Origin of the sequence: Cycloclasticus sp. (assembly GCF_019090545.1) — a bacterium.
Taxonomy (GTDB): domain Bacteria; phylum Pseudomonadota; class Gammaproteobacteria; order Methylococcales; family Cycloclasticaceae; genus Cycloclasticus; species Cycloclasticus pugetii.
In genome coordinates, this window is the sequence record NZ_JAHRVT010000030.1 from 92,287 (window position 1) to 112,759 (window position 20,473).

23 protein-coding genes are annotated in these 20,473 nt (G+C 42.2%); 8 read left to right on the forward strand and 15 right to left on the reverse strand.

Annotated features, from left to right (window positions below):
* Positions 1 to 4: 4 nt before the first annotated feature.
* The 4 genes from bioC to bioB are packed head-to-tail and all read right to left on the reverse strand — an operon-like array spanning position 5 to position 3,757.
* Positions 5 to 820: a malonyl-ACP O-methyltransferase BioC gene (gene bioC, locus KUG63_RS07065; protein WP_287554529.1), complete on the reverse strand. Its 816-nt coding sequence runs from the start codon at positions 818 to 820 to the stop codon at positions 5 to 7.
* Positions 817 to 1,608, reverse strand: coding sequence for a pimeloyl-ACP methyl ester esterase BioH (gene bioH, locus KUG63_RS07070; protein WP_319023246.1), 792 nt, complete (start codon positions 1,606 to 1,608; stop codon positions 817 to 819). The genes bioC and bioH overlap by 4 nt, the downstream gene beginning before the upstream one ends.
* Positions 1,596 to 2,753 carry an 8-amino-7-oxononanoate synthase gene (gene bioF, locus KUG63_RS07075; RefSeq protein WP_277642136.1) on the reverse strand — a complete coding sequence of 386 codons (1,158 nt, stop codon included), beginning with the start codon at positions 2,751 to 2,753 and terminating at the stop codon, positions 1,596 to 1,598. Before bioF ends, bioH begins: the two co-directional genes overlap by 13 nt.
* A gap of 8 nt (positions 2,754 to 2,761) precedes the next feature.
* Positions 2,762 to 3,757 (reverse strand): biotin synthase BioB, encoded by a 996-nt coding sequence (gene bioB, locus KUG63_RS07080; RefSeq protein ID WP_015006628.1) that lies wholly within the window; start codon positions 3,755 to 3,757, stop codon positions 2,762 to 2,764.
* Positions 3,758 to 3,813: 56 nt separating this feature from the next.
* Here bioB and KUG63_RS07085 point away from each other — a divergent pair, with 56 nt between their 5' ends.
* Complete coding sequence (locus tag KUG63_RS07085; RefSeq protein WP_287554532.1) at positions 3,814 to 4,527, forward strand: ComF family protein; 714 nt, start codon at positions 3,814 to 3,816, stop codon at positions 4,525 to 4,527.
* Here the strand turns inward: KUG63_RS07085 and ubiA are convergent.
* From ubiA to KUG63_RS07125, 8 genes are all read right to left on the reverse strand, one after another.
* A complete protein-coding gene (ubiA, locus tag KUG63_RS07090) occupies positions 4,524 to 5,411 on the reverse strand; it encodes a 4-hydroxybenzoate octaprenyltransferase (RefSeq protein ID WP_041932878.1) in 888 nt (295 codons plus the stop codon). The two genes, KUG63_RS07085 and ubiA, sit on opposite strands and share 4 nt — an antisense overlap.
* The gene (locus tag KUG63_RS07095) at positions 5,411 to 5,965 is read right to left on the reverse strand and encodes a chorismate--pyruvate lyase family protein (RefSeq protein WP_223253220.1); all 555 of its coding nucleotides are present in this window, start codon (positions 5,963 to 5,965) and stop codon (positions 5,411 to 5,413) included. Before KUG63_RS07095 ends, ubiA begins: the two co-directional genes overlap by 1 nt.
* 15 nt (positions 5,966 to 5,980) lie before the next feature.
* Entirely contained in the window at positions 5,981 to 8,065 is a 2,085-nt protein-coding gene (gene recG, locus KUG63_RS07100) for an ATP-dependent DNA helicase RecG (protein WP_277642135.1), read from the reverse strand.
* Positions 8,066 to 8,090: 25 nt separating this feature from the next.
* A complete protein-coding gene (locus KUG63_RS07105; RefSeq protein WP_015006633.1) occupies positions 8,091 to 8,480 on the reverse strand; it encodes a RidA family protein in 390 nt (129 codons plus the stop codon).
* Positions 8,481 to 8,490: 10 nt separating this feature from the next.
* Positions 8,491 to 10,653 (reverse strand): RelA/SpoT family protein, encoded by a 2,163-nt coding sequence (locus tag KUG63_RS07110; RefSeq protein WP_015006634.1) that lies wholly within the window; start codon positions 10,651 to 10,653, stop codon positions 8,491 to 8,493.
* A gap of 119 nt (positions 10,654 to 10,772) precedes the next feature.
* Positions 10,773 to 11,045 (reverse strand): DNA-directed RNA polymerase subunit omega, encoded by a 273-nt coding sequence (gene rpoZ, locus KUG63_RS07115; protein ID WP_015006635.1) that lies wholly within the window; start codon positions 11,043 to 11,045, stop codon positions 10,773 to 10,775.
* A gap of 63 nt (positions 11,046 to 11,108) precedes the next feature.
* Entirely contained in the window at positions 11,109 to 11,726 is a 618-nt protein-coding gene (gene gmk, locus KUG63_RS07120) for a guanylate kinase (RefSeq protein ID WP_015006636.1), read from the reverse strand.
* A 9-nt stretch (positions 11,727 to 11,735) separates the two neighbouring features.
* Positions 11,736 to 12,602: a YicC/YloC family endoribonuclease gene (locus KUG63_RS07125; protein WP_015006637.1), complete on the reverse strand. Its 867-nt coding sequence runs from the start codon at positions 12,600 to 12,602 to the stop codon at positions 11,736 to 11,738.
* 65 nt (positions 12,603 to 12,667) lie between these two features.
* Between KUG63_RS07125 and KUG63_RS07130 the strand changes: the two genes are divergently transcribed.
* The 6 genes from KUG63_RS07130 to pyrE all read left to right on the forward strand — a co-directional run bounded on the left by KUG63_RS07130 (position 12,668) and on the right by pyrE (position 17,077).
* A complete protein-coding gene (locus tag KUG63_RS07130) occupies positions 12,668 to 13,579 on the forward strand; it encodes a serine/threonine protein kinase (protein ID WP_287554535.1) in 912 nt (303 codons plus the stop codon).
* Between the two features lie 103 nt (positions 13,580 to 13,682).
* A complete protein-coding gene (gene rph, locus KUG63_RS07135) occupies positions 13,683 to 14,399 on the forward strand; it encodes a ribonuclease PH (protein ID WP_015006639.1) in 717 nt (238 codons plus the stop codon).
* Positions 14,396 to 15,007, forward strand: coding sequence for an XTP/dITP diphosphatase (locus KUG63_RS07140; RefSeq protein ID WP_015006640.1), 612 nt, complete (start codon positions 14,396 to 14,398; stop codon positions 15,005 to 15,007). The genes rph and KUG63_RS07140 overlap by 4 nt, the downstream gene beginning before the upstream one ends.
* The gene (gene hemW / locus KUG63_RS07145) at positions 15,004 to 16,155 is read left to right on the forward strand and encodes a radical SAM family heme chaperone HemW (RefSeq protein WP_020932119.1); all 1,152 of its coding nucleotides are present in this window, start codon (positions 15,004 to 15,006) and stop codon (positions 16,153 to 16,155) included. Before KUG63_RS07140 ends, hemW begins: the two co-directional genes overlap by 4 nt.
* Positions 16,152 to 16,349: a CPXCG motif-containing cysteine-rich protein gene (locus KUG63_RS07150; protein ID WP_015006642.1), complete on the forward strand. Its 198-nt coding sequence runs from the start codon at positions 16,152 to 16,154 to the stop codon at positions 16,347 to 16,349. Before hemW ends, KUG63_RS07150 begins: the two co-directional genes overlap by 4 nt.
* A gap of 86 nt (positions 16,350 to 16,435) precedes the next feature.
* Positions 16,436 to 17,077, forward strand: coding sequence for an orotate phosphoribosyltransferase (pyrE, locus tag KUG63_RS07155; protein ID WP_015006643.1), 642 nt, complete (start codon positions 16,436 to 16,438; stop codon positions 17,075 to 17,077).
* Here pyrE and KUG63_RS07160 read toward each other — a convergent pair.
* From KUG63_RS07160 to moaA, 3 genes are all read right to left on the reverse strand, one after another.
* Positions 17,074 to 17,370: a hypothetical protein gene (locus KUG63_RS07160; RefSeq protein WP_015006644.1), complete on the reverse strand. Its 297-nt coding sequence runs from the start codon at positions 17,368 to 17,370 to the stop codon at positions 17,074 to 17,076. The genes pyrE and KUG63_RS07160 overlap by 4 nt on opposite strands.
* A gap of 202 nt (positions 17,371 to 17,572) precedes the next feature.
* Positions 17,573 to 18,040 carry a 4Fe-4S dicluster domain-containing protein gene (locus tag KUG63_RS07165; protein WP_015006645.1) on the reverse strand — a complete coding sequence of 156 codons (468 nt, stop codon included), beginning with the start codon at positions 18,038 to 18,040 and terminating at the stop codon, positions 17,573 to 17,575.
* Positions 18,041 to 18,153: 113 nt separating this feature from the next.
* The gene (gene moaA / locus KUG63_RS07170; RefSeq protein WP_015006646.1) at positions 18,154 to 19,170 is read right to left on the reverse strand and encodes a GTP 3',8-cyclase MoaA; all 1,017 of its coding nucleotides are present in this window, start codon (positions 19,168 to 19,170) and stop codon (positions 18,154 to 18,156) included.
* Between the two features lie 310 nt (positions 19,171 to 19,480).
* Here moaA and KUG63_RS07175 point away from each other — a divergent pair, with 310 nt between their 5' ends.
* Complete coding sequence (locus KUG63_RS07175) at positions 19,481 to 20,467, forward strand: ABC transporter substrate-binding protein (protein ID WP_015006647.1); 987 nt, start codon at positions 19,481 to 19,483, stop codon at positions 20,465 to 20,467.
* Positions 20,468 to 20,473: the final 6 nt, after the last annotated feature.

Here is a 20,473-nt window from a genome sequence, read left to right on the forward strand (position 1 = left end):
AACTTTACTCACTTTTTTTAGCATAAACATAAACTGCCTGAAAAGTGGCAGGGACCCCTTGCTCTGTTCGTAAACTTTCATACACTTTGAGCATAGCCTTAAATGATTTAACACCTGTTAAACCAAGCCGTCGTCCTTGATTCATATTGTGTGCTCCCATCCCTTTCAGGCTTACCATCAATTGTTTTGGTGATGAGTAATAATTCACAATATTATCCGTCAGTATCGTTATGTCGTAAAAACCAGCATGTTGAAGCGCTTGCCGAATCACTTCTTCACCCACAAACGAATTAACGTGTACCGCCTTATCACTTTGCTGCCATGAGCTTTTTAACTCAGTCAATGTTGCAGGCCCAAATGTGCTGAACACAAACAAACCTTTCGGCTGTAACACCCTATGTGCTTGAGCAAACACTTTCTCCAAGTTTTCACACCATTGAAATGCCAGATTAGAATAAATCACATCCATAACGCCATCATTCAGTGGTAACTTTTCAGCATCGGCACATATAACGCCTTTCGCCTGCAAAGTCCCTAAATAATGGCGTGCATGCTTCAACATACCAATTGCAATATCTAAAGCATACACATCCTTCACTTCATTTAACTCAAATAATTTCTTGGTTAAATAGCCCGTTCCAGCGCCAATATCAAGAACACTTTGATTCGCATGATTTTGAGCTTTTTTGTGTAAAAGTAAGTGATCACCAATCAGCCGTTGAAGAGAGGTATGTTCGTTATAGTTTTGTGACGCTGAGTCGAATGATTGACGCACCATTTCTTTACTATAAGTAACTTTTTGAAACCCGCCAACGCTCATAACTCCCTATCTCCAGCAGACATAAATCGTACTAACTCTTGTGATACCTCATTCGGGTGTGACAAAAAAGGAACATGTGTGGCGCCCTCTATGACACACACAGTAACACGAGGATTAATTTGTGCGAACTTATCTGCTACCTCAACTGGCACCAATTGATCCTTCTCCCCAAGCAACAGCATAGTCGGACAGTTTAGTTTTTTTAACGCAAGCCGATAGTCAGCCTGAGATAAAATATCCAAACCGCTAATCAATCCTTTTGTTGATGTTTCACTGCGCACCTGTAACACCGACTTTAGAAACCTCTCGATTGTTTGAGATGGTTCACCACCGTCTGTTTGCAATTTAACAAAGCGTTTCATTGTCGGCAGCGGCTTTCTTTTCAAGTGACTAGAAAAAACATCAAATACTGCTTTAGATTGGGCAGGCTGCCAGTCGGCAGATTGTACGAATTTTGGTGTGCTCGCCAGCATGACAAGCCGATTAACACGCTTCGGGAAGTGATCTGCATAAGCCAAGGCAACCAACCCGCCTAATGACCAGCCCAAAAAACTACACTGCTGAGGTAATTGTGCCGCCATCATCTCCAGCAAGTCACTCATCTGCCATGGCTCGTTATACTCGCTGTTTCCGTGCCCCGGCAACTCAACACAAATAACACGAAAGGACTGTTCCAAAAGAGCTAACCAATTATTCCAAACCAAGTTATTCATGGCCCAGCCATGTACTAACACAAGATTTGGCCCTTCACCCGATTCTTGTATATTTAATGCTGTTAACAGAACAATTCCTCCAAACCCAGCAGTAAATTATCAACTTGTGAGTCCGTATGGGTTGCCGATAACGTAATTCTTAGCCGCTCACTCGCTTTTTTAACCGCTGGATAACGAATAGCGCCCACTAAAACACCTTTCTCTTTTAAATACTCACCCGCAGCCATGACCGCCTCATTACTACCAAGAATAATCGGCTGGATAGGTGTCTGCGAAGGCATCAAGTTAAGCCCTAATTGCTCGGCGCCTTTCCTAAACCTAGCGACCAAATGCCGTAACTTTTCTCTGCGCCATGTTTCTTGTTGGCAAATTTTTAAACTTTGTCTGGTGGCTGCCATTACCGCTGACGGCATTGCAGTGGTAAAAACGTAGGTACGCGCTTGTTGTATCAACGTTTCGATAAGTTCTTCACTACCTGCAACAAAAGCCCCTGATGTTCCCAAGCCCTTGCCTAACGTCGCCATCAAAATGGGGACTTGTTGCTGATTTAAGTCGCATGCTTCCAACAATCCACCACCTTTTTCACCCAACACCCCTAGCCCATGCGCATCATCAATCATCAACATTGCATTTGAGGTTTCCGTTAGACCAACCAAGCCCTGCATGTTGGCTTCATCACCGTCCATACTAAACACGCCATCACTAACGACCAACTTTCTGCGAGTTGATGAGCCTTCGAGCAATTGCTTTAACTGCCCCATATCACCATGAACAAACCGTTTAACCTGAGCACCAGAAAGTCTTCCGCCATCAATCAGCGATGCATGATTAAGTTTATCTTGGAAAATCTCATCGCCTTTATGAGCCATTGCCGATATTGCGCCTAGATTTGCCATATAGCCAGTTGAAAAAATCAACGCACGATCACGCCCGGTAAATTCTGCCAGTTCTTCCTCAAGCGCATGATGTTCGGCACTATGGCCACAAATCAAATGCGCAGAACCACTTCCAACACCGTAACGTTCAGCAGCTTGTTGAAATGCTTTAATAACCGACGGATGATTTGCTAACCCCAGGTAGTCATTGCTCGAAAAGTTATCGAACATTTGCCCGGCCATTTGAACACTTGCACCTTGAGGACTTTCAATTGTTTTGCGCAAGCGATAGCGCTGCAGACGCTTTAAGTCATCGAGCTTTGTTGCTAACTCCCAAGGATCCATACAAAAAACTACACCGTTGCAGGATAAATACCTAATCGCTTAAACAATTGATGGTCTGCACTTTCTTCTGGATTTTCTGTGGTTAACAGTTGATCACCGTAAAAAATGGAGTTTGCGCCTGCAAAGAAACACATCGCCTGCATTTCATCGGTCATATCAGAACGACCAGCAGACAACCTGACTTGAGAAGTTGGCATTAAAATTCGAGCCACTGCGATCGTTTTTATAAATTCAAGCGAGTCTATCGCCTCGGCACCGTCTAATGGCGTTCCTTTTACTTGCACTAATTTATTAATCGGTACGCTTTCTGGCGGATGCTCCATGTTCGCTAATGTTTGCAACATCTTTGCTCGGTCATCACTGGCCTCACCCATGCCGACAATTCCGCCGCTACACACGTTAATGCCGGCATTTCGAACCGTATCAATCGTATCTAAGCGATCTTGATAGGTTCGCGTCGTAATCACCTCTTTATAGTAGTCTTCTGACGTATCAATATTATGATTGTAATAATCTAGCCCAGCGTCTTTTAACTGTTGCGCTTGGCCATCTTCCAACATTCCCAAGGTAACACAGGTTTCCATTCCCAAGGCTTTTACCTCTTCAACCATTTTGGTGACTTTATTTAAATCACGATCTTTAGGGCTACGCCATGCCGCCCCCATGCAAAATCGGCTTGCACCATTCGCTTTAGCTTCTTTAGCCGCATCAACAACTGCTCTAATTTCCATTAATGCTTCTTTTTCCAGCCCCGTATCGTAACGAACACTTTGTGGGCAATAGGAGCAGTCTTCAGGGCATGCGCCCGTTTTAATACTCAATAAGGTGCTAATTTGAACCGCATTTGGGTCAAAATTCTCACGGTGGATAGTGTGCGCTTTAAAAAGCAAATCGTTGAATGGCAAATCAAACAGTGCTTGAATTTTCTTTAACGGCCACGTGTTCCTAACTATATTAACGGCAGCTTTTTTTTGCTCGCCAATCGCTTCTGATGCTATGCTCATTCAAAAATACCTTTTCAACTGGATATAAATTGACAATGGTACATTAGGTTAAAAAGTTGTCAAAATTAATTTATACAAAAATGGACAACTGGTCAAATATTATCCAATTTAACCTTTACCCGCCCACTTGTTTTATTTGTGATCAGCCAGGGCATAATGCATTAGACCTATGCACTGAATGCCTACAAGAACTAAAACCATCAACACACGCATGCCCAGTCTGCAATATAGAGCTCAGCGCTGTATCATCCATTTGTGGCCGCTGCCTACAAAGGCCACCCTGTTTTGACCATGTGTTTTCGTTATACCGATACGAAGGTATTGCACAATTTTTAATTAAATCATTAAAATTTCAAGCAAAACACAGTTGCGCAAGAACCATCGGGCACTTAATGGGGCAGCACTTCAAAACTCTCGAAAAACTACCTGACGCCCTAATAGCTGTTCCACTACACCCAAAACGCCTAAAAGAACGAGGGTTTAACCAAGCAGAACTTATCGCTCAACATATACATAAAGAGCTCAACATTCCTCTGGTTTCGCCCGACCTGACTCGAATCATTAACAGCACGAGCCAAACCAGCCTTAAAGCCAGCGAACGTCGAAAAAACTTAAAGAATGCTTTTTGCTATGAGCCATCAATAGAAGTTAGATCCATTGCTGTTATTGATGACGTGGTCACGACTGGGTCGACAGCAAACGAAATTGCCAAAACGCTGAAGAAAAAAGGAGTGCAACAGGTTGAAATTTGGGCTTTTGCTCGGGCTTAAGCAACAATACCTTTTACTGCATAGTCCGCAGCTATACCTACAAAAACGATTAAACCGAGCCAGTTATTATTTAAAAACGCCGCCATACACTTTGAGCGATCTCGATCTTTGATCAAATACTGATGGTAAATAGACAGTAAAAACGCAATGAAGACGGCTGTAAAATAAAGGCTGCCCAAATCTGCTTTTTGCCCAATCATAATCAACGCTATAAAAAATAATAACTGGAAAAAACCAATCAATACTTTATCCAAATCACCGAACAAAATGGCCGTAGATTTAACCCCAATTTTTAAATCATCATCACGGTCAACCATTGCGTACATCGTATCGTAGATCACTGCCCATATCACTGTAGCGGTAAAGATCAGCCAAGCCATCGCAGGCACAGTATTTGTTTGAGCAGCAAAAATCATAGGAACGGCCCAGCCAAATGCCATGCCTAAGAATATTTGCGGCAAATGAGTATGGCGTTTCATAAAGGGATACAACGAGGCTAAAAAAACAGCACCCAATGATAAATAAATTGTCAGCGTGTTCATCAGTAACACCAACAGCGACGACGCAAAAACCAAAACAAAAAATAATTGCAATGCTTCAGTGGGCTCTACTTGCCCTAAGGCTAGCGGTCGATCTTTTGTTCGCAACACATGCGGGTCAAGTTTTCTATCTGCATAATCGTTAATCACACAGCCAGCCGAACGCATCAACACCACGCCCAACGTAAACACGATCAAAACCAGAATATCCGGCTTGCCATTACTGGCGATCCAAAGCGCCCAATACATCGGCCAAAGTAATAATAGGCTACCAATTGGCTTATGCATGCGTGTTAAACGCCAATACGCCTCAATGTTTTCTTTTTTTAATTCTAATTTCATCATTAATTAAACAAAGCTGGTAAAAAAAACTCGCTAACCAAAAACACGTGTTTATTAAGCTGATAAGCATTACGACGTGCCCAGATATGCGGCTGACCTTCAAGCATTTTTTGAGTTTCTAGGTTTAACTGATGGCAGCCAATTTTAGCCAGATCAAGCCCTACTCTTTTTAACCTTGGGTCACTAAAAATGACTTCGCCCAGCGGTTTGTCCCCTAGGTGTGTTAATTCTTGCAAGTGATGGGCAGCTTTTCTTGGCAAAGTGGTCCGTGCAAATACAAACGGTTGATTATTAATATTCAGCTGCACCTCACGAATAAGCGCATACCGATACGGGCGCTGATTTAAATAGCGGGCATCCGCCAATAAAGGTTTTGCCAGTCCTTGCCCTAACACATTGACACTAAAAGGCTCATCAAATGTATTTTTCATTCGCACAGTAAGTGAATTAGGCTCTAATAACCAGTCTACCACCTGTTGCGGCATCGAGTGTATTGGCCATCGGCTTAACGCACGCCATACGGGTTCTTGTAGGAAAAAGTTATTAATGTTCTTCAACACAGCCTGACTCAATTAAACTTGTGCATATTCTACTGAATTCGCTATCCAACGGTGAACTAATGGCTCAACTAACTCCGGCTGTATTCGCAAAACCTCCTCCGCAGACAGTGCCACTTGATCTAACAACTCAGCATCTCGCACTAAGTCAGCCACTTTAAACCGCATAAAACCAGCCTGTCGCTGACCTAATATTTCCCCTGGACCACGCAATTGCATGTCTTTTTCGGCAATTTTAAAACCATCCGTTGTTTCACGCATAATTGATAACCGCTCACTGGCATTTTTTGACAACGGCGCCTTATACATCAGCACACAATGACTTTCTCGTTGCCCCCTGCCGACCCTACCTCGCAGTTGATGTAGTTGCGCCAAGCCCAAACGTTCGGCATTTTCAATGACCATTAGACTTGCGTTAGGTACATCAACACCTACTTCAATAACCGTTGTCGCCACCAGAACCTGTAATGCTTGCTGCTTAAATTGCATCATCACAGTCTGCTTTTCTTGTGCTGTCATCCGACCATGTACCAAGCCAATTTTCAACCTTGGTAAACACTCTCGCAGCAAATCAGCCGCTACTTCAGCTGCCTGACACTGTAAAGCCTCCGACTCTTCAACCAGCGTACAAACCCAATACACTTGCCGGCCATCCTCAACCCCTTTTTCAATTCGCTCAATAATTTGTTCTCTTTTAGAGACCGGAAGCACCGCCGTGGTCACTGGTGTTCGCCCGGGTGGTAGCTCGTTAATAATCGACAAATCTAAATCTGCATACCCTAACATTGCTAGGGTTCTTGGAATGGGGGTTGCTGTCATCACCAACTGATGCGGATAAACCCCTGTCTTCGCTCCTTTATCGCGTAACGCTAATCGTTGATGCACACCAAACCGATGCTGTTCATCAATAATGACTAGACCTAGGTTTGCAAAGATTACTTTTTTTTGAAACAAGGCTTGTGTGCCAATTACGATGTTAGACCGACCTTCGGCAATATCGGCAGTAATTGACTCGTATGTTTTACCCTTATGTTGCCCAACAAGCCAATCCACTTGAACACCTAGATCTTTTAGCCACAATTGGAAGTTTTTGAAATGTTGCTCTGCTAATAGTTCTGTTGGTGCCATCATTGCTACCTGATACCCCGCCTCTGTAGCTGCTAAGGCAGCACACGCTGCAACCACTGTTTTCCCTGAACCAACATCCCCTTGTAATAAACGTTGCATCGGGTGTGAACGTGCCAGATCTGACAATATTTCTTGAATCACTCGGTTTTGTGCATTAGTCAGCTCAAAACCCAATGATGTTAAAAAACGCTGTCGACTTTCCCCAGTCGATTTAAAACTCGGCGCAACATCACAACGAACGCCTTTTTTTAACCGACTTAAACTAAGGTGATGAGCCAGTAATTCTTCAAATATTAAGCGTTTAAATGCCGGTCGCTGACTGGCATCCAAGCTTGGCATTGTGTCTGGGTAGTGTAATTGCTGCAAACTGTCTACTAACGTAGGCAGACCGCGTTGACTCAACATGGACTGCGGCAAACAATCACGAATGCCCATCCCTTGTTGAAGGAGCAAAAAAGCCTGCCTTATCAGTTTCCTAAATGATGCTTGATGTAAGCCATCTGTTACTGGGTAAACCGCAAGCAAACCTTCTTGAATTTCACCGCGTTGCGCTTCATTAATCAGCTGATATTCAGGGTGGACCACATCAGCAACCCCTTGTTTACTATAAGATTTAATATCACCAAAACAACGTAGCCACTGACCACGCTGCATAGCTTGTTTTTGACTGTTTGAAAAGTGAAAAAAACGTAATGTGACAAAGCCCGTCCCATCACTCAAGCGAACGAGCAAAGAGCGTCGCCCCCTAAAAACCACCTCTGCTAACTCAACTTGACCTTCAAATAAAGACGACTCCCCTGTTTTCAACGAGCCTATCGCAACCACCTTGCTTCTGTCTTCATAACGAAATGGCAAATGAAACAAGATATCTGCAACACTCACGATCCCTAGCCGACTTAATTTTTCGGCTACTTTTTCGCCAACACCTTTAAGGTAAGTTATGGGCAAATCATCCAAATAACTATCCACCACTATGACAGCCTTCTATGCAATAGTATTAATCGTCAACCAATACCATGACAGCGTCCATTTCGACACGACTATTTTTTGGTAATTCAGCCACGCCTATTGCCGCTCGTGCTGGGTAGGGCTGCGAAAAGTGGGCCGCCATTTTTTCATTGACCACCGGAAAGTCCGCCATATCAGTTAGATAAATATTTAGTTTTACAATATCTGCCAAACCACCGCCTGCCGCTTGTGCCACAGCGGTTAAGTTTTTTAATACTTGTTCAATTTGCTCTTCAATGCCGCCGCTAACCAGCACCATAGTTTCTGGCAATAGTGGAATTTGACCGGATAAATAAACCGTTTGGTCCACCTTAATCGCCTGCGAATAAGTGCCGATAGCATCTGGTGCTAAATCTGTATGAATGACTGTTTTTTGCAAAGCGCCCTCCTTAGTTCCTAATTCGTGCTATTTTTATAACCGATGCAAGTGCATGTAAACGACGCATCACCCTTGCTAAATGCTTCCTGTCCCGTACCGTTATGGTAAAAACATCACTAGAAGCATCTGCAGAACGTGAGGCTATTTTGATGTTTTCAATATTACAATCATACGATGATAATATTGATGCAATCTCTGCTAAAACACCCCGCTCGTTCTTTAACTCTAAGCCTATATCGGAACTAAACTCGCCTTCCACAATATTGGCCCACTGAACACTTAACCAATTTTTGTGTTTGCGTTTATATTCCCGTGTGTTTTTACAATGCACCCGATGTACCACCACACCACGCCCAGGGTTAAAGAAACCAATAATTTTATCGCCTGGAATTGGCCTACAGCAGGTACCCAAATTAATCAGCATCCCATCTGCACCGTGGATATTAAGCGTGGCTGTTGCTTGCTTACCCTTGGCAATGTCGATGAAGGAGTCTTCATCCCCAGCTGCTGCAATTAAATGTTGCGCAACCAACAAAGGCATTCGATTACCAAAGCCCAAATCCATCAATAAGGCATCAAGCGAACCAATTTGCTGTTCGCTTAAAAACTTTTGTAATTGTTCAGGGTCAACATCATCAAAATTTAAGCCGACACTTTTAAACTCTGCATTCAACAGTTGACCACCAAGACGAATAGCATCACGCTCTTTAAATTCTTTAAGGTGATTTCGAATAGCGTGCCTTGCTTTGTTGGTTACAACAAAATTTAACCAATTGGGGTTACAGACTGCGAAATCACTGGTCATAATTTCAATAGTTTGGCCATTTCTAAGCACTGTGTGCAACGGCTCCATTATTCTATTTATCTTCACGCCAGCACACGCCATACCAATATCGGTATGAACCGCAAAGGCAAAATCAACCGCCGTAGAGCCTTTAGGCAATTTAACAATTTTGCCTTTCGGCGAGAACACAAAAATTTCTGTCGGAAACAGATCCACCTTTAACGTATCAATAAACTCAAACGAGTCATCAGAACCCTTTTGCGTTTCTAACAGGTTCCTTAACCATTCATGCGCTCTCACTTTTGCATCATGCGCAACATCTGTTGTTTTATAAAGCCAATGTGCGGCAATCCCTGACTCAGCCAAACGATCCATTTCTAAGGTTCTAATTTGAAGCTCTATTGGCACTCCAAAGGGCCCAACTAATACGGTATGTAATGACTGATAACCATTCGTTTTTGGCAAAGCGATGTAATCTTTAAACCGACCCGGTACCGGTTTGAATAAATTATGCAGCAAGCCTAAGGCTTGATAGCATTGCTCAATTGTCTCGACAATCACCCTAAAGGCATACACATCAAACACTTCGTTAAAGGGTATGTTTTGCCGTTTCATTTTTCGATAAACGCTGTATAAGTTCTTTTCACGCCCGTAAATAACGCCCGGAAAGTCGGTGTCTAAAAACTTTTCTACCAGTAATTTCTCTACTTTATCGACGACCTCTTTTCGGTTGCCTCGAGCTTTTTTAATACTTTTATTGATAATCGCTCTGCGACGAGGGAACATTGCTTCAAAACTAAGGTCTTCTAATTCAAGCCGAAACTCATGCATTCCTAGCCGATGTGCAATAGGCGCATAAATATCTAATGTTTCTTTGGCAATCCGCCGTCTGCTAGCGGGTTTCATCACCTTAATTGTTCGCATATTATGCAAACGGTCAGCTAATTTAATAATAATCACTCGCAAATCTTTTGCCATTGCCAAAAACATTTTGCGCATATTTTCAGCCTGCGCTTCTTCACGAGTTTTAAAGTTAATTTTTGTGAGTTTACTCACTGCATCAACAAGGCCAGCAACATCATCATTAAATAACGACGCCAATTCCTCATAGGTCGTGTCTGTATCTTCAAGAAGATCATGCATTATGGCAGCCATAATGCAGTCAACATCCATTTTCATATGACTTAAAATGAGTGCGACAGACACTGGGTGACAAATATAATCTTCACCACTCAATCGGTATTGTCCAGCATGTGCTTCACTGGCCACTTGGTACGCCTGATGAACCTGATCCAATTGCTCCTGCGATAAGTACTCAGACAACACTGACATTAGCTCTGCTAACAAGGCCGTTTGCGGCAATTCAACGTTTTCTTTTTCTACATCCATCTACAATTATTTTCTTTTTCACATAAAAAATGCCCATGAGAGCATCATGAGCATTTGAGTCTATCACCAAAACTCTATTGGCGAATAGGCAGCGTTTCTAATTTTTTAGTTGGCCAACCCTAGTTTTCTTCAACAGTCACTTGCTCAGTTGAATCAGCGTCTTCAATAAACAACTCTTCAATCGGTGGATTATCAACCAAGTCCAACGCTTCTTCGGTGATATGACCGGCTGCGATTTCTCTCAGAGCAAGAACAGTTGGTTTATCATTTTCAAGCTCAAGGCTTGAATCAGCACCATCCATTATCTGGCGCGCACGTCTTGAAGCTAATAAAACCAACTCAAAACGGTTGTCTAATTTTTCAAGACAGTCAGAAACTGTTACACGTGCCATTTGAACCCCTTTTAAATATGAAATAATTTGAATAGTCGAACATTATACTATATTTTTAAATAATTAATTAAGCAACTGATTGATCAAAGCCGAGTGGGTGAGTTTTCCCCTTTTCATGGCTAATCGTTGAGTCTTTACAATCATGGCTAGCTCGTCCAAAGCCACTTCAAAATCATCATTGACCACCAAGAAATCATATTCTTCATGATGCACCATTTCATCCACTGCTGTACGCATTCGCTTATTGATAACCTCGTCGCTATCTAACCCACGTCCTCGCAACCTTTCCTCGAGAACCTGTTTGGACGGTGGCAAAATAAATATTGAACAGCTATCCTTCATCACACGGCGAACTTGTTGCGCCCCTTGCCAGTCAATCTCTAGAATAATATCCACCCCTTGTGCTAACTTTTCATCAACTAAGCGCTTGGACGTTCCATACGAATTGCCAAAAACGGTCGCGTATTCTAAAAAGCCATCTTGCGCAACAACCTGTTGAAAGCCTTCCTCGCTGATAAAGTGATAATCAATACCACTCACCTCACCTGACCGTGGTGCTCTCGTTGTACTTGAAACAGACACCTCAATATCTGAGAGTGTCTCTAATAACGCCTTCACTAAACTTGTTTTACCAGCCCCCGAGGGTGCAGATACGATAAATAATTGCCCTGTTCTCGTCACTTTTGTCCTTTATTCTATGTTTTGAATTTGTTCTCGCATTTGTTCTATCAGAACTTTTAACTCAACAGAAACATTCGTTGTTTGGATATCTGCCGACTTTGATCCCAAGGTATTCGCTTCTCGATTAAGTTCTTGCATCAAAAAATCTAACCGTCGTCCAACCGGTTCTTCTTGGTGCAAAATCCTACGTACTTCCTTAACATGTGACTCAAGCCTATCTAGCTCTTCTTCGACATCCATTTTTTGTAAAAAATAAACGAGTTCTTGCTCAAGCCTTGCTTGCTCAGGCTCATCCATCAAGTCCTTAATTTTCTTTTCTAGCTTTTCACGCAGTAAACCCTGCACTTCTGGTAACCGTGTTTTAGCTATGTCCATTTGTTCTTGAATCAGCTCACAACGCGAATCAACCATTTCCAATATATTGGCGCCTTCTCGTTCACGCGAGTCAATCAATTGCTCTAACGCCTGATTTAATAATAACATCGCACCATCATGCACCGGCTCTAAGTCCTCCCTTACCTCTGCTTGCACACCCGGCCAACGTAAAATATCTAACGCAGACAGCTTCTGAAACTGTTCCATATTCGTTTCGATCTTCGAGGTTGCTGTTAGCAACTGCTTCAAGCGTGCTTGATTTATTTCAATGCTTTCTTCGCCTTGCTTTTGTTTTCTGTAAACCAAGTTACAATCAACTTTGCCACGCTTTAGCCGCTTGCCAACTGCCTCACGAACTAATGGTTCAATCGTACGAAATATTTCAGGCAACCGAGGTGAAACATCTAAATAACGATGATTAACTGACCGAATCTCCCAAATCAACGTGTATCCTTCAACTTCACACTCACTACTTGCAAAAGCAGTCATACTTCTTATCATTTTGTCGCCTATACTTAACGTTAAACAATAAATATTAGGCTGTTTTTAAAAAGATTAATACCCTGATGACAAAAAACACCTTCTCACTTCCTACACACGCAACAACAAATCATACCGAGACCTTACCCTCTGGCACTGTTGTTAATGAATATATTATCGAACGCGTCATTGCACAAGGCGGTTTCAGCACCGTCTATTTAGCTCGCCAACTAAAAGATCAGCAACAAGTTGCTATCAAAGAATACAAGCCTAAACACCTAACTAGACGCGATGGCAACGCTGTCATGCCTATTGACTCGGCGGCACTAAACTTATTCCAACGTGGCCGCCAGTTATTTATGAAAGAAGCCACCTTATTAACAACCATCAAACACCCAAACATTGTTAGCGTGCTTAATTTTTTCCTCTGCAATAATACCGCTTACTTAGTGATGAATTATGACTACGGTATAACCCTTGGAAATTGGTTAAAAGATTCAACAAATATCGCGACCACTGAGTTTTTACTGGACGTTTTTCTACCCGTAATGCGATGTATTAAAAACATGCATCACAGAGGGTTACTTCATCTCGATATTAAACCCGATAACATTCTATTAAGACCCTCATGCAACCCTCTCATCCTCGATTTTGGTTCAGCACTGTCTTACAAAAACCAACAACAGCTAAATTCACATAGCATGACAAAGGGTTACGCTGCACCAGAACAACACGAGCAAAGCAAAACACTAGGCCCTTGGAGTGATTGCTATGCAATAGGCGCTAGCATGCGCACTTGTTTAGATAGAACCGCCCCTATAAGCTCATCAGACGTTGTCGCTATTGAAAAAAGGCAATCGGCCCACCGTCTTTATAAGAAGCAAATTAATGAAAATATTCTTTACGCTATCGACTGGGCCATGCAAATGTCACCCTCTAAAAGGCCCCAGTCCATCGACGACTTATTGAATATCATAAACTACCGCCAGAATTCTTAATTCAGTCAGATAAAGTGATTTTTCTGGCCTATAATGCGCATATTATCAAACGTGGCATTTTCAACGTTGCCCGTCATTCAATATTATTATCATAGGAAAAAACATGAGACCCAGTGGACGTAACCCTGACCAACTTCGCGAAGTAAAAATAACAACCAACTTTACGATTCACGCCGAAGGGTCTGTATTAATTGCCTGTGGTGACACCCAAGTCCTATGCACCGCTTCGGTTGAAAGCCGTGTACCAAGGTTTTTAAAAGACAAAGGTCAAGGCTGGGTCACTGCTGAGTACGGCATGCTTCCGCGTTCAACACACAGCCGTATGGGTCGCGAAGCTGCGCGCGGCAAACAAAGCGGTCGCACACAAGAAATTCAACGTCTCATAGGTCGTTCTTTGCGTGCCGCCGTTGATCTAAACGCACTAGATGGCTACACGATCACTATCGACTGCGATGTTCTTCAAGCAGATGGCGGGACACGCACCGCCTCTATTACGGGGAGTTTTATTGCTTTGTCATTGGCTATTGAAAAATTACTCGATGAGAAAAAAATCAAGAAAAACCCAATCCATGGTCAAATTGCTGCTGTCTCTGTAGGCATTTTCAACGGCGTGCCAGTACTAGACTTAGACTACCCCGAAGATTCCGAAGCGGAAACTGACATGAATGTCATTATGAATGAAGCAGGTGCCTTCATCGAAGTTCAAGGCACTGCGGAAGGGCATGCTTTCCGTCGTGAAGAACTGGATGAAATGTTAAACCTTGCCGCATCTGGCATTAGCGAATTAATGCAGCAACAGCGTGACGCCTTAGCAAAATGATCCAACAACTTGTGCTGGCCAGCAGCAATAAAGGGAAAATAGCAGAAATTCAGGCGATGCTTAAACATCAAAACATTGAGATTGTTTCACAATCACATTTTGATGTGCCTGATGCCGAAGAAACCGGCACTACGTTTATTGAAAACGCTATCATTAAGGCTAGACAAGCAACAAAAATTTCAGGTTTACCTGCCATTGCGGATGACTCTGGACTAGAAGTTGATGCCCTTAATGGCGCGCCTGGCGTCTATTCTGCCCGTTATGCAGGCTTACCCAGCAACGATAAAAAAAATACCGCAAAGTTACTCAATGCGTTAGCCGACGTAGCTCAGGAAAAACGTACAGCACGCTTTCATTGCGTGATGGTTTTCATGGCACATGCTAATGACCCTTCCCCTTTGATCTCTCATGGTGTTTGGGAAGGGCGTATCGCATTTCAAGAAAATGGCGATAATGGTTTTGGCTATGACCCCGTTTTTTTTACCCCTGAACACCAGTGCCTCTCTGCTGAGCTAGCGCCCTCTATCAAAAACACAATCAGTCATCGCGCCAAAGCATTGAACCAACTCATGCCTCAAATTTCTGATTACTTCACGACGCAAGCATGACAAAAGGCTCAACAGATTATAGCCTCTATATTCATATCCCTTGGTGCATTAAAAAATGCCCCTATTGTGACTTTAATTCACATGAAAAAAAAGGCGACTATAACGAAGAACTGTACGTTAACGCGCTGATAAAAGATCTCTCAACCGAAATAGAAACTGTTAACAATAAGTCATTAAAAAGTATCTTTATCGGTGGCGGCACACCCAGCCTCTTTTCCGCTGCTAGTATTCACCGCATTCTAGAGGCAACCGATAATGCGCTGGGTATTAATAAACAGACTGAAATTACCTTAGAAGCTAATCCTGGTACAGCCGAAGCCAAGAAATTTTCTGACTTTCACGCAATTGGTATTAACCGCCTATCCATTGGCGTGCAAAGCTTTAATAACGAACATTTGAAAAAACTGGGCCGTGTTCATGATGCTGAGCAAGCGCATAATGCCATCCAACTAGCACAAAAAGCTGGTTTTAATAGAATCAATCTTGACCTCATGTTTGGCTTACCCGGCCAGAACATCCAACAAGCCATTGACGACGTTGAAATGGCACTAAGTTACCACACAGGCCACCTGTCTCATTATCAACTCACCCTTGAAAAAAACACCTTATTTTATAAACACCCACCAGCGTTACCGCATGATGAGTTAATTTGGGATATGCAAGTTGCCTGTCAAACAAAAATTGATAACGAACTTAACCAATACGAGGTATCTGCCTATGCTGCCGAGGGGCAGCAGTCTCGTCATAACCTAAATTATTGGCAATTTGGCGACTACATTGGAATCGGCGCGGGCGCACATGGCAAGTTAACCGATGAACAAGGTACTATCTCACGCTATTGGAAAAAGAAACTGCCTCGAGACTACATCAAGCTGGCGGGCACTCAAGATGTTATAGGTGGAAAAAATATCGTTAAAGACGCTGAGTTACCTTTTGAATACATGATGAATGCTTTGCGCTTAAAATCAGGCTTTACAGTTGACCACTATCAACAACAAACACATCAAAACGCTTACCAAATACAAGCCATCTTAGACTCACTGGTTAACAAGAAATTATTACAGCGGAACGCTTCAAGCTACCGCTGCACCGAGCAAGGATGGAACTTTCTAAATGATACCGTAGAACACTTTTTACCCAGCGAATGAACGAATTACTGATCAACAAAACTTACAGTTGCCCATACTGCGGAGAACGAATCGATACCTTCATCGACACCTCTCAAGGCAACCATCAAACAGTCGAGGACTGCAGTGTCTGCTGCCGCCCGATTGAGTTAAACATAGAAATTGATATCAGCAGCCAAGAAGTTAACCTAACTGCACAAACTGATTCAGAATAATATCGCGCCAAAAGATTGCTTCGTTCCTACGAAATAGAGCACCTTTCAGTATAAAATAGCCCAACATTAACCCAGATAATCAGACCATGAAAAATTACAAACGCGAGTTTATTGAATTCGCCCTGCAATGCAACGCACTCAAATTCGGACAATTCACCCTAAAGTCTGGCCGAATTAGCCCTTACTTTTTTAACACCGGGCTATTTAACACGGGCTATCGTTTACGAAAATTAGGGCATTTCTATGCACATGCCTTGATAGACTCTGGCATGGATTACAATATTTTATATGGCCCCGCTTATAAAGGCATTCCACTTGTTTGCGCTGTGTCTATTGGCTTATCTGAGGTGTCAAATCAAGATATACCCTATGTTTTTAATCGTAAAGAAGTCAAAGACCACGGCGAAGGTGGCTTGTTAGTCGGCTCAGAACTGAAGGGTAACGCTATCATTGTTGATGATGTTATTAGTGCCGGAACCTCGGTTAGAGAGTCTGTCGATATTATTCGATCAGCTAATGCGACTGCATCCGGTGTTCTAATCGCGCTTAATCGGCAAGAAAAAGGTCGTGGCGACACCTCAGCAATCGACGATGTAGAAGAAAGCTATGGCTTTAAAGTCGCTTCTATTATTGGCTTAGCAGACATTATCGATTACCTCAAAGAATCAGCTGAACCTGAGCATTTAAACAGTATTCTTAAGTATCAAGAAACTTACGGGACTGGCTAGCCCCCACCACGAAGAAACTTAAGCAAAAACACGTCCATAAACTGCGCTTGCTTTTCATCATCCATCGTTGAAAAGTCAAAGCTCACGGGCAACATTGGTAGGCGCGTAGAGGATACTTTATGCGTACCCTCATGACCTAAGCTAAGACGCGCCTGTTGATCAGCTACTGTAAAGATAATGAGATTTTCATCGCGTTTATAAACCAATTTATTTTGGTTCTCGAGCAACGAAAGAAACTCTTTGCGCGAGAACCCCATGTCTAATGTAAATTGTTTTTTTTTAAATAGTTTCATTATTCAGCCTCACTTGTTGTCAACTCAAAGAACACTGGCTTTGCTGTTCAGGTTGCAACTTTTCGATTCATCACACGTTCCTTTAAAGCTAAAATAAAGCATAAAAAAAGCGAGACTTTTGTCTCGCCCTTTCTATTAGCACTTTGATCAGCTAATGGATATCAAACGCCGATGAATGCCATTTATCTTATAACGTCAGTCGTTATTTTGCTGGCATCGCTTTCGCCGCATAACCTTTCATTTTGTCATACCCAGTCCAGTTCGCATCTTGATAAGTAATAGCATCCGTTGGGCATGCTTTTGCACACTCTGGGTCACCGCCACATAAATCACATTTAATCACTTTGCCACTGTCTGCATTATAGTTAACCGTTCCGAATGGGCAGGCAATCGTGCAAACTTTACAGCCAACACATAAATCATTAACAATTTCTTTTGCGCCTGTTTCTTTATTCAACTGAATCGCTTCAACAGGACAAGCATGCATACACCACGCTTCATCACATTGGGTACACGTGTAAGGTACAAAAATACCTTCTTCATGAAATGGGAAGATTTTAATTCTGGATTTTGCTGGGTTAAAAACACCCTCGCCTTCATAAGAACAAGCCATTTCACACTGCAAACAACCCGTACATTTATTTGCGTCAATAACTAATGACATCTGCATAACACCCTCCTGTGGGTTCTATTTACTTTTAATAACATTAACAAAAAATTTATACCGTAAAGACATAAGGCCTAATTTGATTGGTAAAACTTACCTCTTTGCCACACTCACACTTAACCGCCCGTAACACTCATATGTCGAAAAATAACAGGTTGTTCTGTCATATCAAAATCATGCCCTTTAGGCTTTATGTCCATTGACTCTATAAGCGCTTCTTTGACCTTATTTAAATCTGTTGGGTTCGCTCTTAGTACCTGCTTTAAATCCATTGAGTGCTCTTGCCCCAGACACAATAACAACAAGCCCGATGCTGTAACACGCACTCTATTGCAAGTATCACAAAAGTTATGGCTATGTGGAGAAATAAAACCTACCAAATTATCATAACCTTTTACGCCGTAATAACGTGCTGGACCACCCGTATTTTTTGTACTTGGTAGCAATTCAAATTGTTGTTCTATATCGCGCTTAATTTCATCACTAGAGTAATACGCCTCTTGTCTCGAGTGACTTTCTATGGCCCCTAAAGGCATTTCTTCAATAAAGCTGATATCGAGCCCCTCTTTCATTGCAAACTGAACTAAGCTGTTTACCTCATCGTGATTCCTATTTTTAAGAATCACCGCATTTAGTTTAATTTTTTCAAAGCCCGCTTTTTTAGCAGCTTGAATACCTTCTAAGACAGTATTAAGGTCACCCACTCGCGTTACTTTTTTGAATTTATCCGCATCAAGACTATCTAAGCTGATATTGATTCGTTTGACGCCAGCCTCTTTCAATGGGTGTGCTAATTTAGTTAATTGCGAACCATTTGTCGTAATAACTAATTCTTCCAAGCCCTCTAACTTAGCAACATCTGCCAGCATATTGACGATATCTTTTCGTACCAAAGGCTCACCCCCTGTTATACGAATTTTCGTCACGCCCATTTCTACAAAAGCCTTCGATAAACGAGTTATTTCCTCTAAGCTCAATACCTCTTCGCGCGGTAAAAACTCCATATCCTCGCTCATACAATACACACAGCGAAAATCACAACGGTCTGTCACAGAAATTCGCACATAGGTGACTTGTCGACCAAATTTGTCGATTAACTTATTTGTGTTTATTATTGGCGATACGGCATTCATACAATCTAAACTGCTTCTCCTAATTTTTCTTAAGAAACTCCCGCACTTCAAAAGGTTACGAGCTTCTTGAGAATTACTTTCATTTGAAAATTATTCTCATTTATAATTAATGACTTACAGCCACATTCGTACTTTGTACACCTTACCGCAGTTTAAATTTATAGGTCAATAAATTAGTTCATAAAGCTAACTCCAAACTAGGGCTTTTATATACCTCCCAAGGCCTATTTCATCATTCACTTCACCTTCACTGTAATTAAGATAAACTAGCTTCTATAACAATTATTACAACAGCCCCCCTTTACTATAGATGCGACTATCATTAAAAACATACCTCACCAGCTACGTACTGATTACTGCATTTATTTTATCTTATAGCGCTGTCGCCGATACAGGCACGCCGATAAAAATATCTGTCCTTAAGTTTGGTACTGTTAACTGGACATTAGAAACCATAAAGAAAAACCGACTTGATAAAAAAAATGGTTTTGAACTCATCATCCAGCCTTTAGCCAACACTCAAGCGGGCAAAATTGCACTGCAAGCAGGTGCCGCCGATATTATTGTCTCAGATTGGACATGGGTTGCGCGCCAACGCCAATTCTCATCTGATTATTTATTTGCCCCCTATTCATCCGCGGCAGGTTCTATTATGGTGCCTAATGACTCAGCTATTCATTCCATCAAGGATTTGAGCGGTAAGAGATTAGGGATCGCAGGAGGCGAGCTAGATAAAAACTGGCTGTTACTCCGAGCATTAGCATTAAAAAAAGGCATCGACCTTCAAACAGGCCTCGATACATTTTTTGGCGCCCCACCGCTGCTCAATAGCCTCATCAAACAAGGCCAGTTGGACGCCCTAATCAATTATTGGCACTATAGTACGCGTTTAAAAGCAGATGCTTATCGTGAAATTATTAATACGCATGAGATTATTCAGCAACTCGGTATCAACAAAACCGTTCCCATCCTTGGCTACGTTTTTAGTGAAAAATGGGCACGAGAGCAGTCAATCAGCCTCAATAATTTTCTCACCGCTAGCCATGATGCCACTCAGCTCTTATGTACTTCCGATAAACACTGGAAAGCCATCTTGCCGCTAACCAAGACACACAACACACTGACTCAACAACTGTTACGCAAGAGTTATTGCGAAGGACAAATTAAAAAATTTTCAGCTGAAGAGAAACAAGCCATTGCTGATATTTACTCTATATTAGCCGATATTGGAGGTGAAAAACTTGTCGGGACAGTCAAGCAATTTGACCCTAATTTATTTTGGAATAGCGGCCATTAATTAATC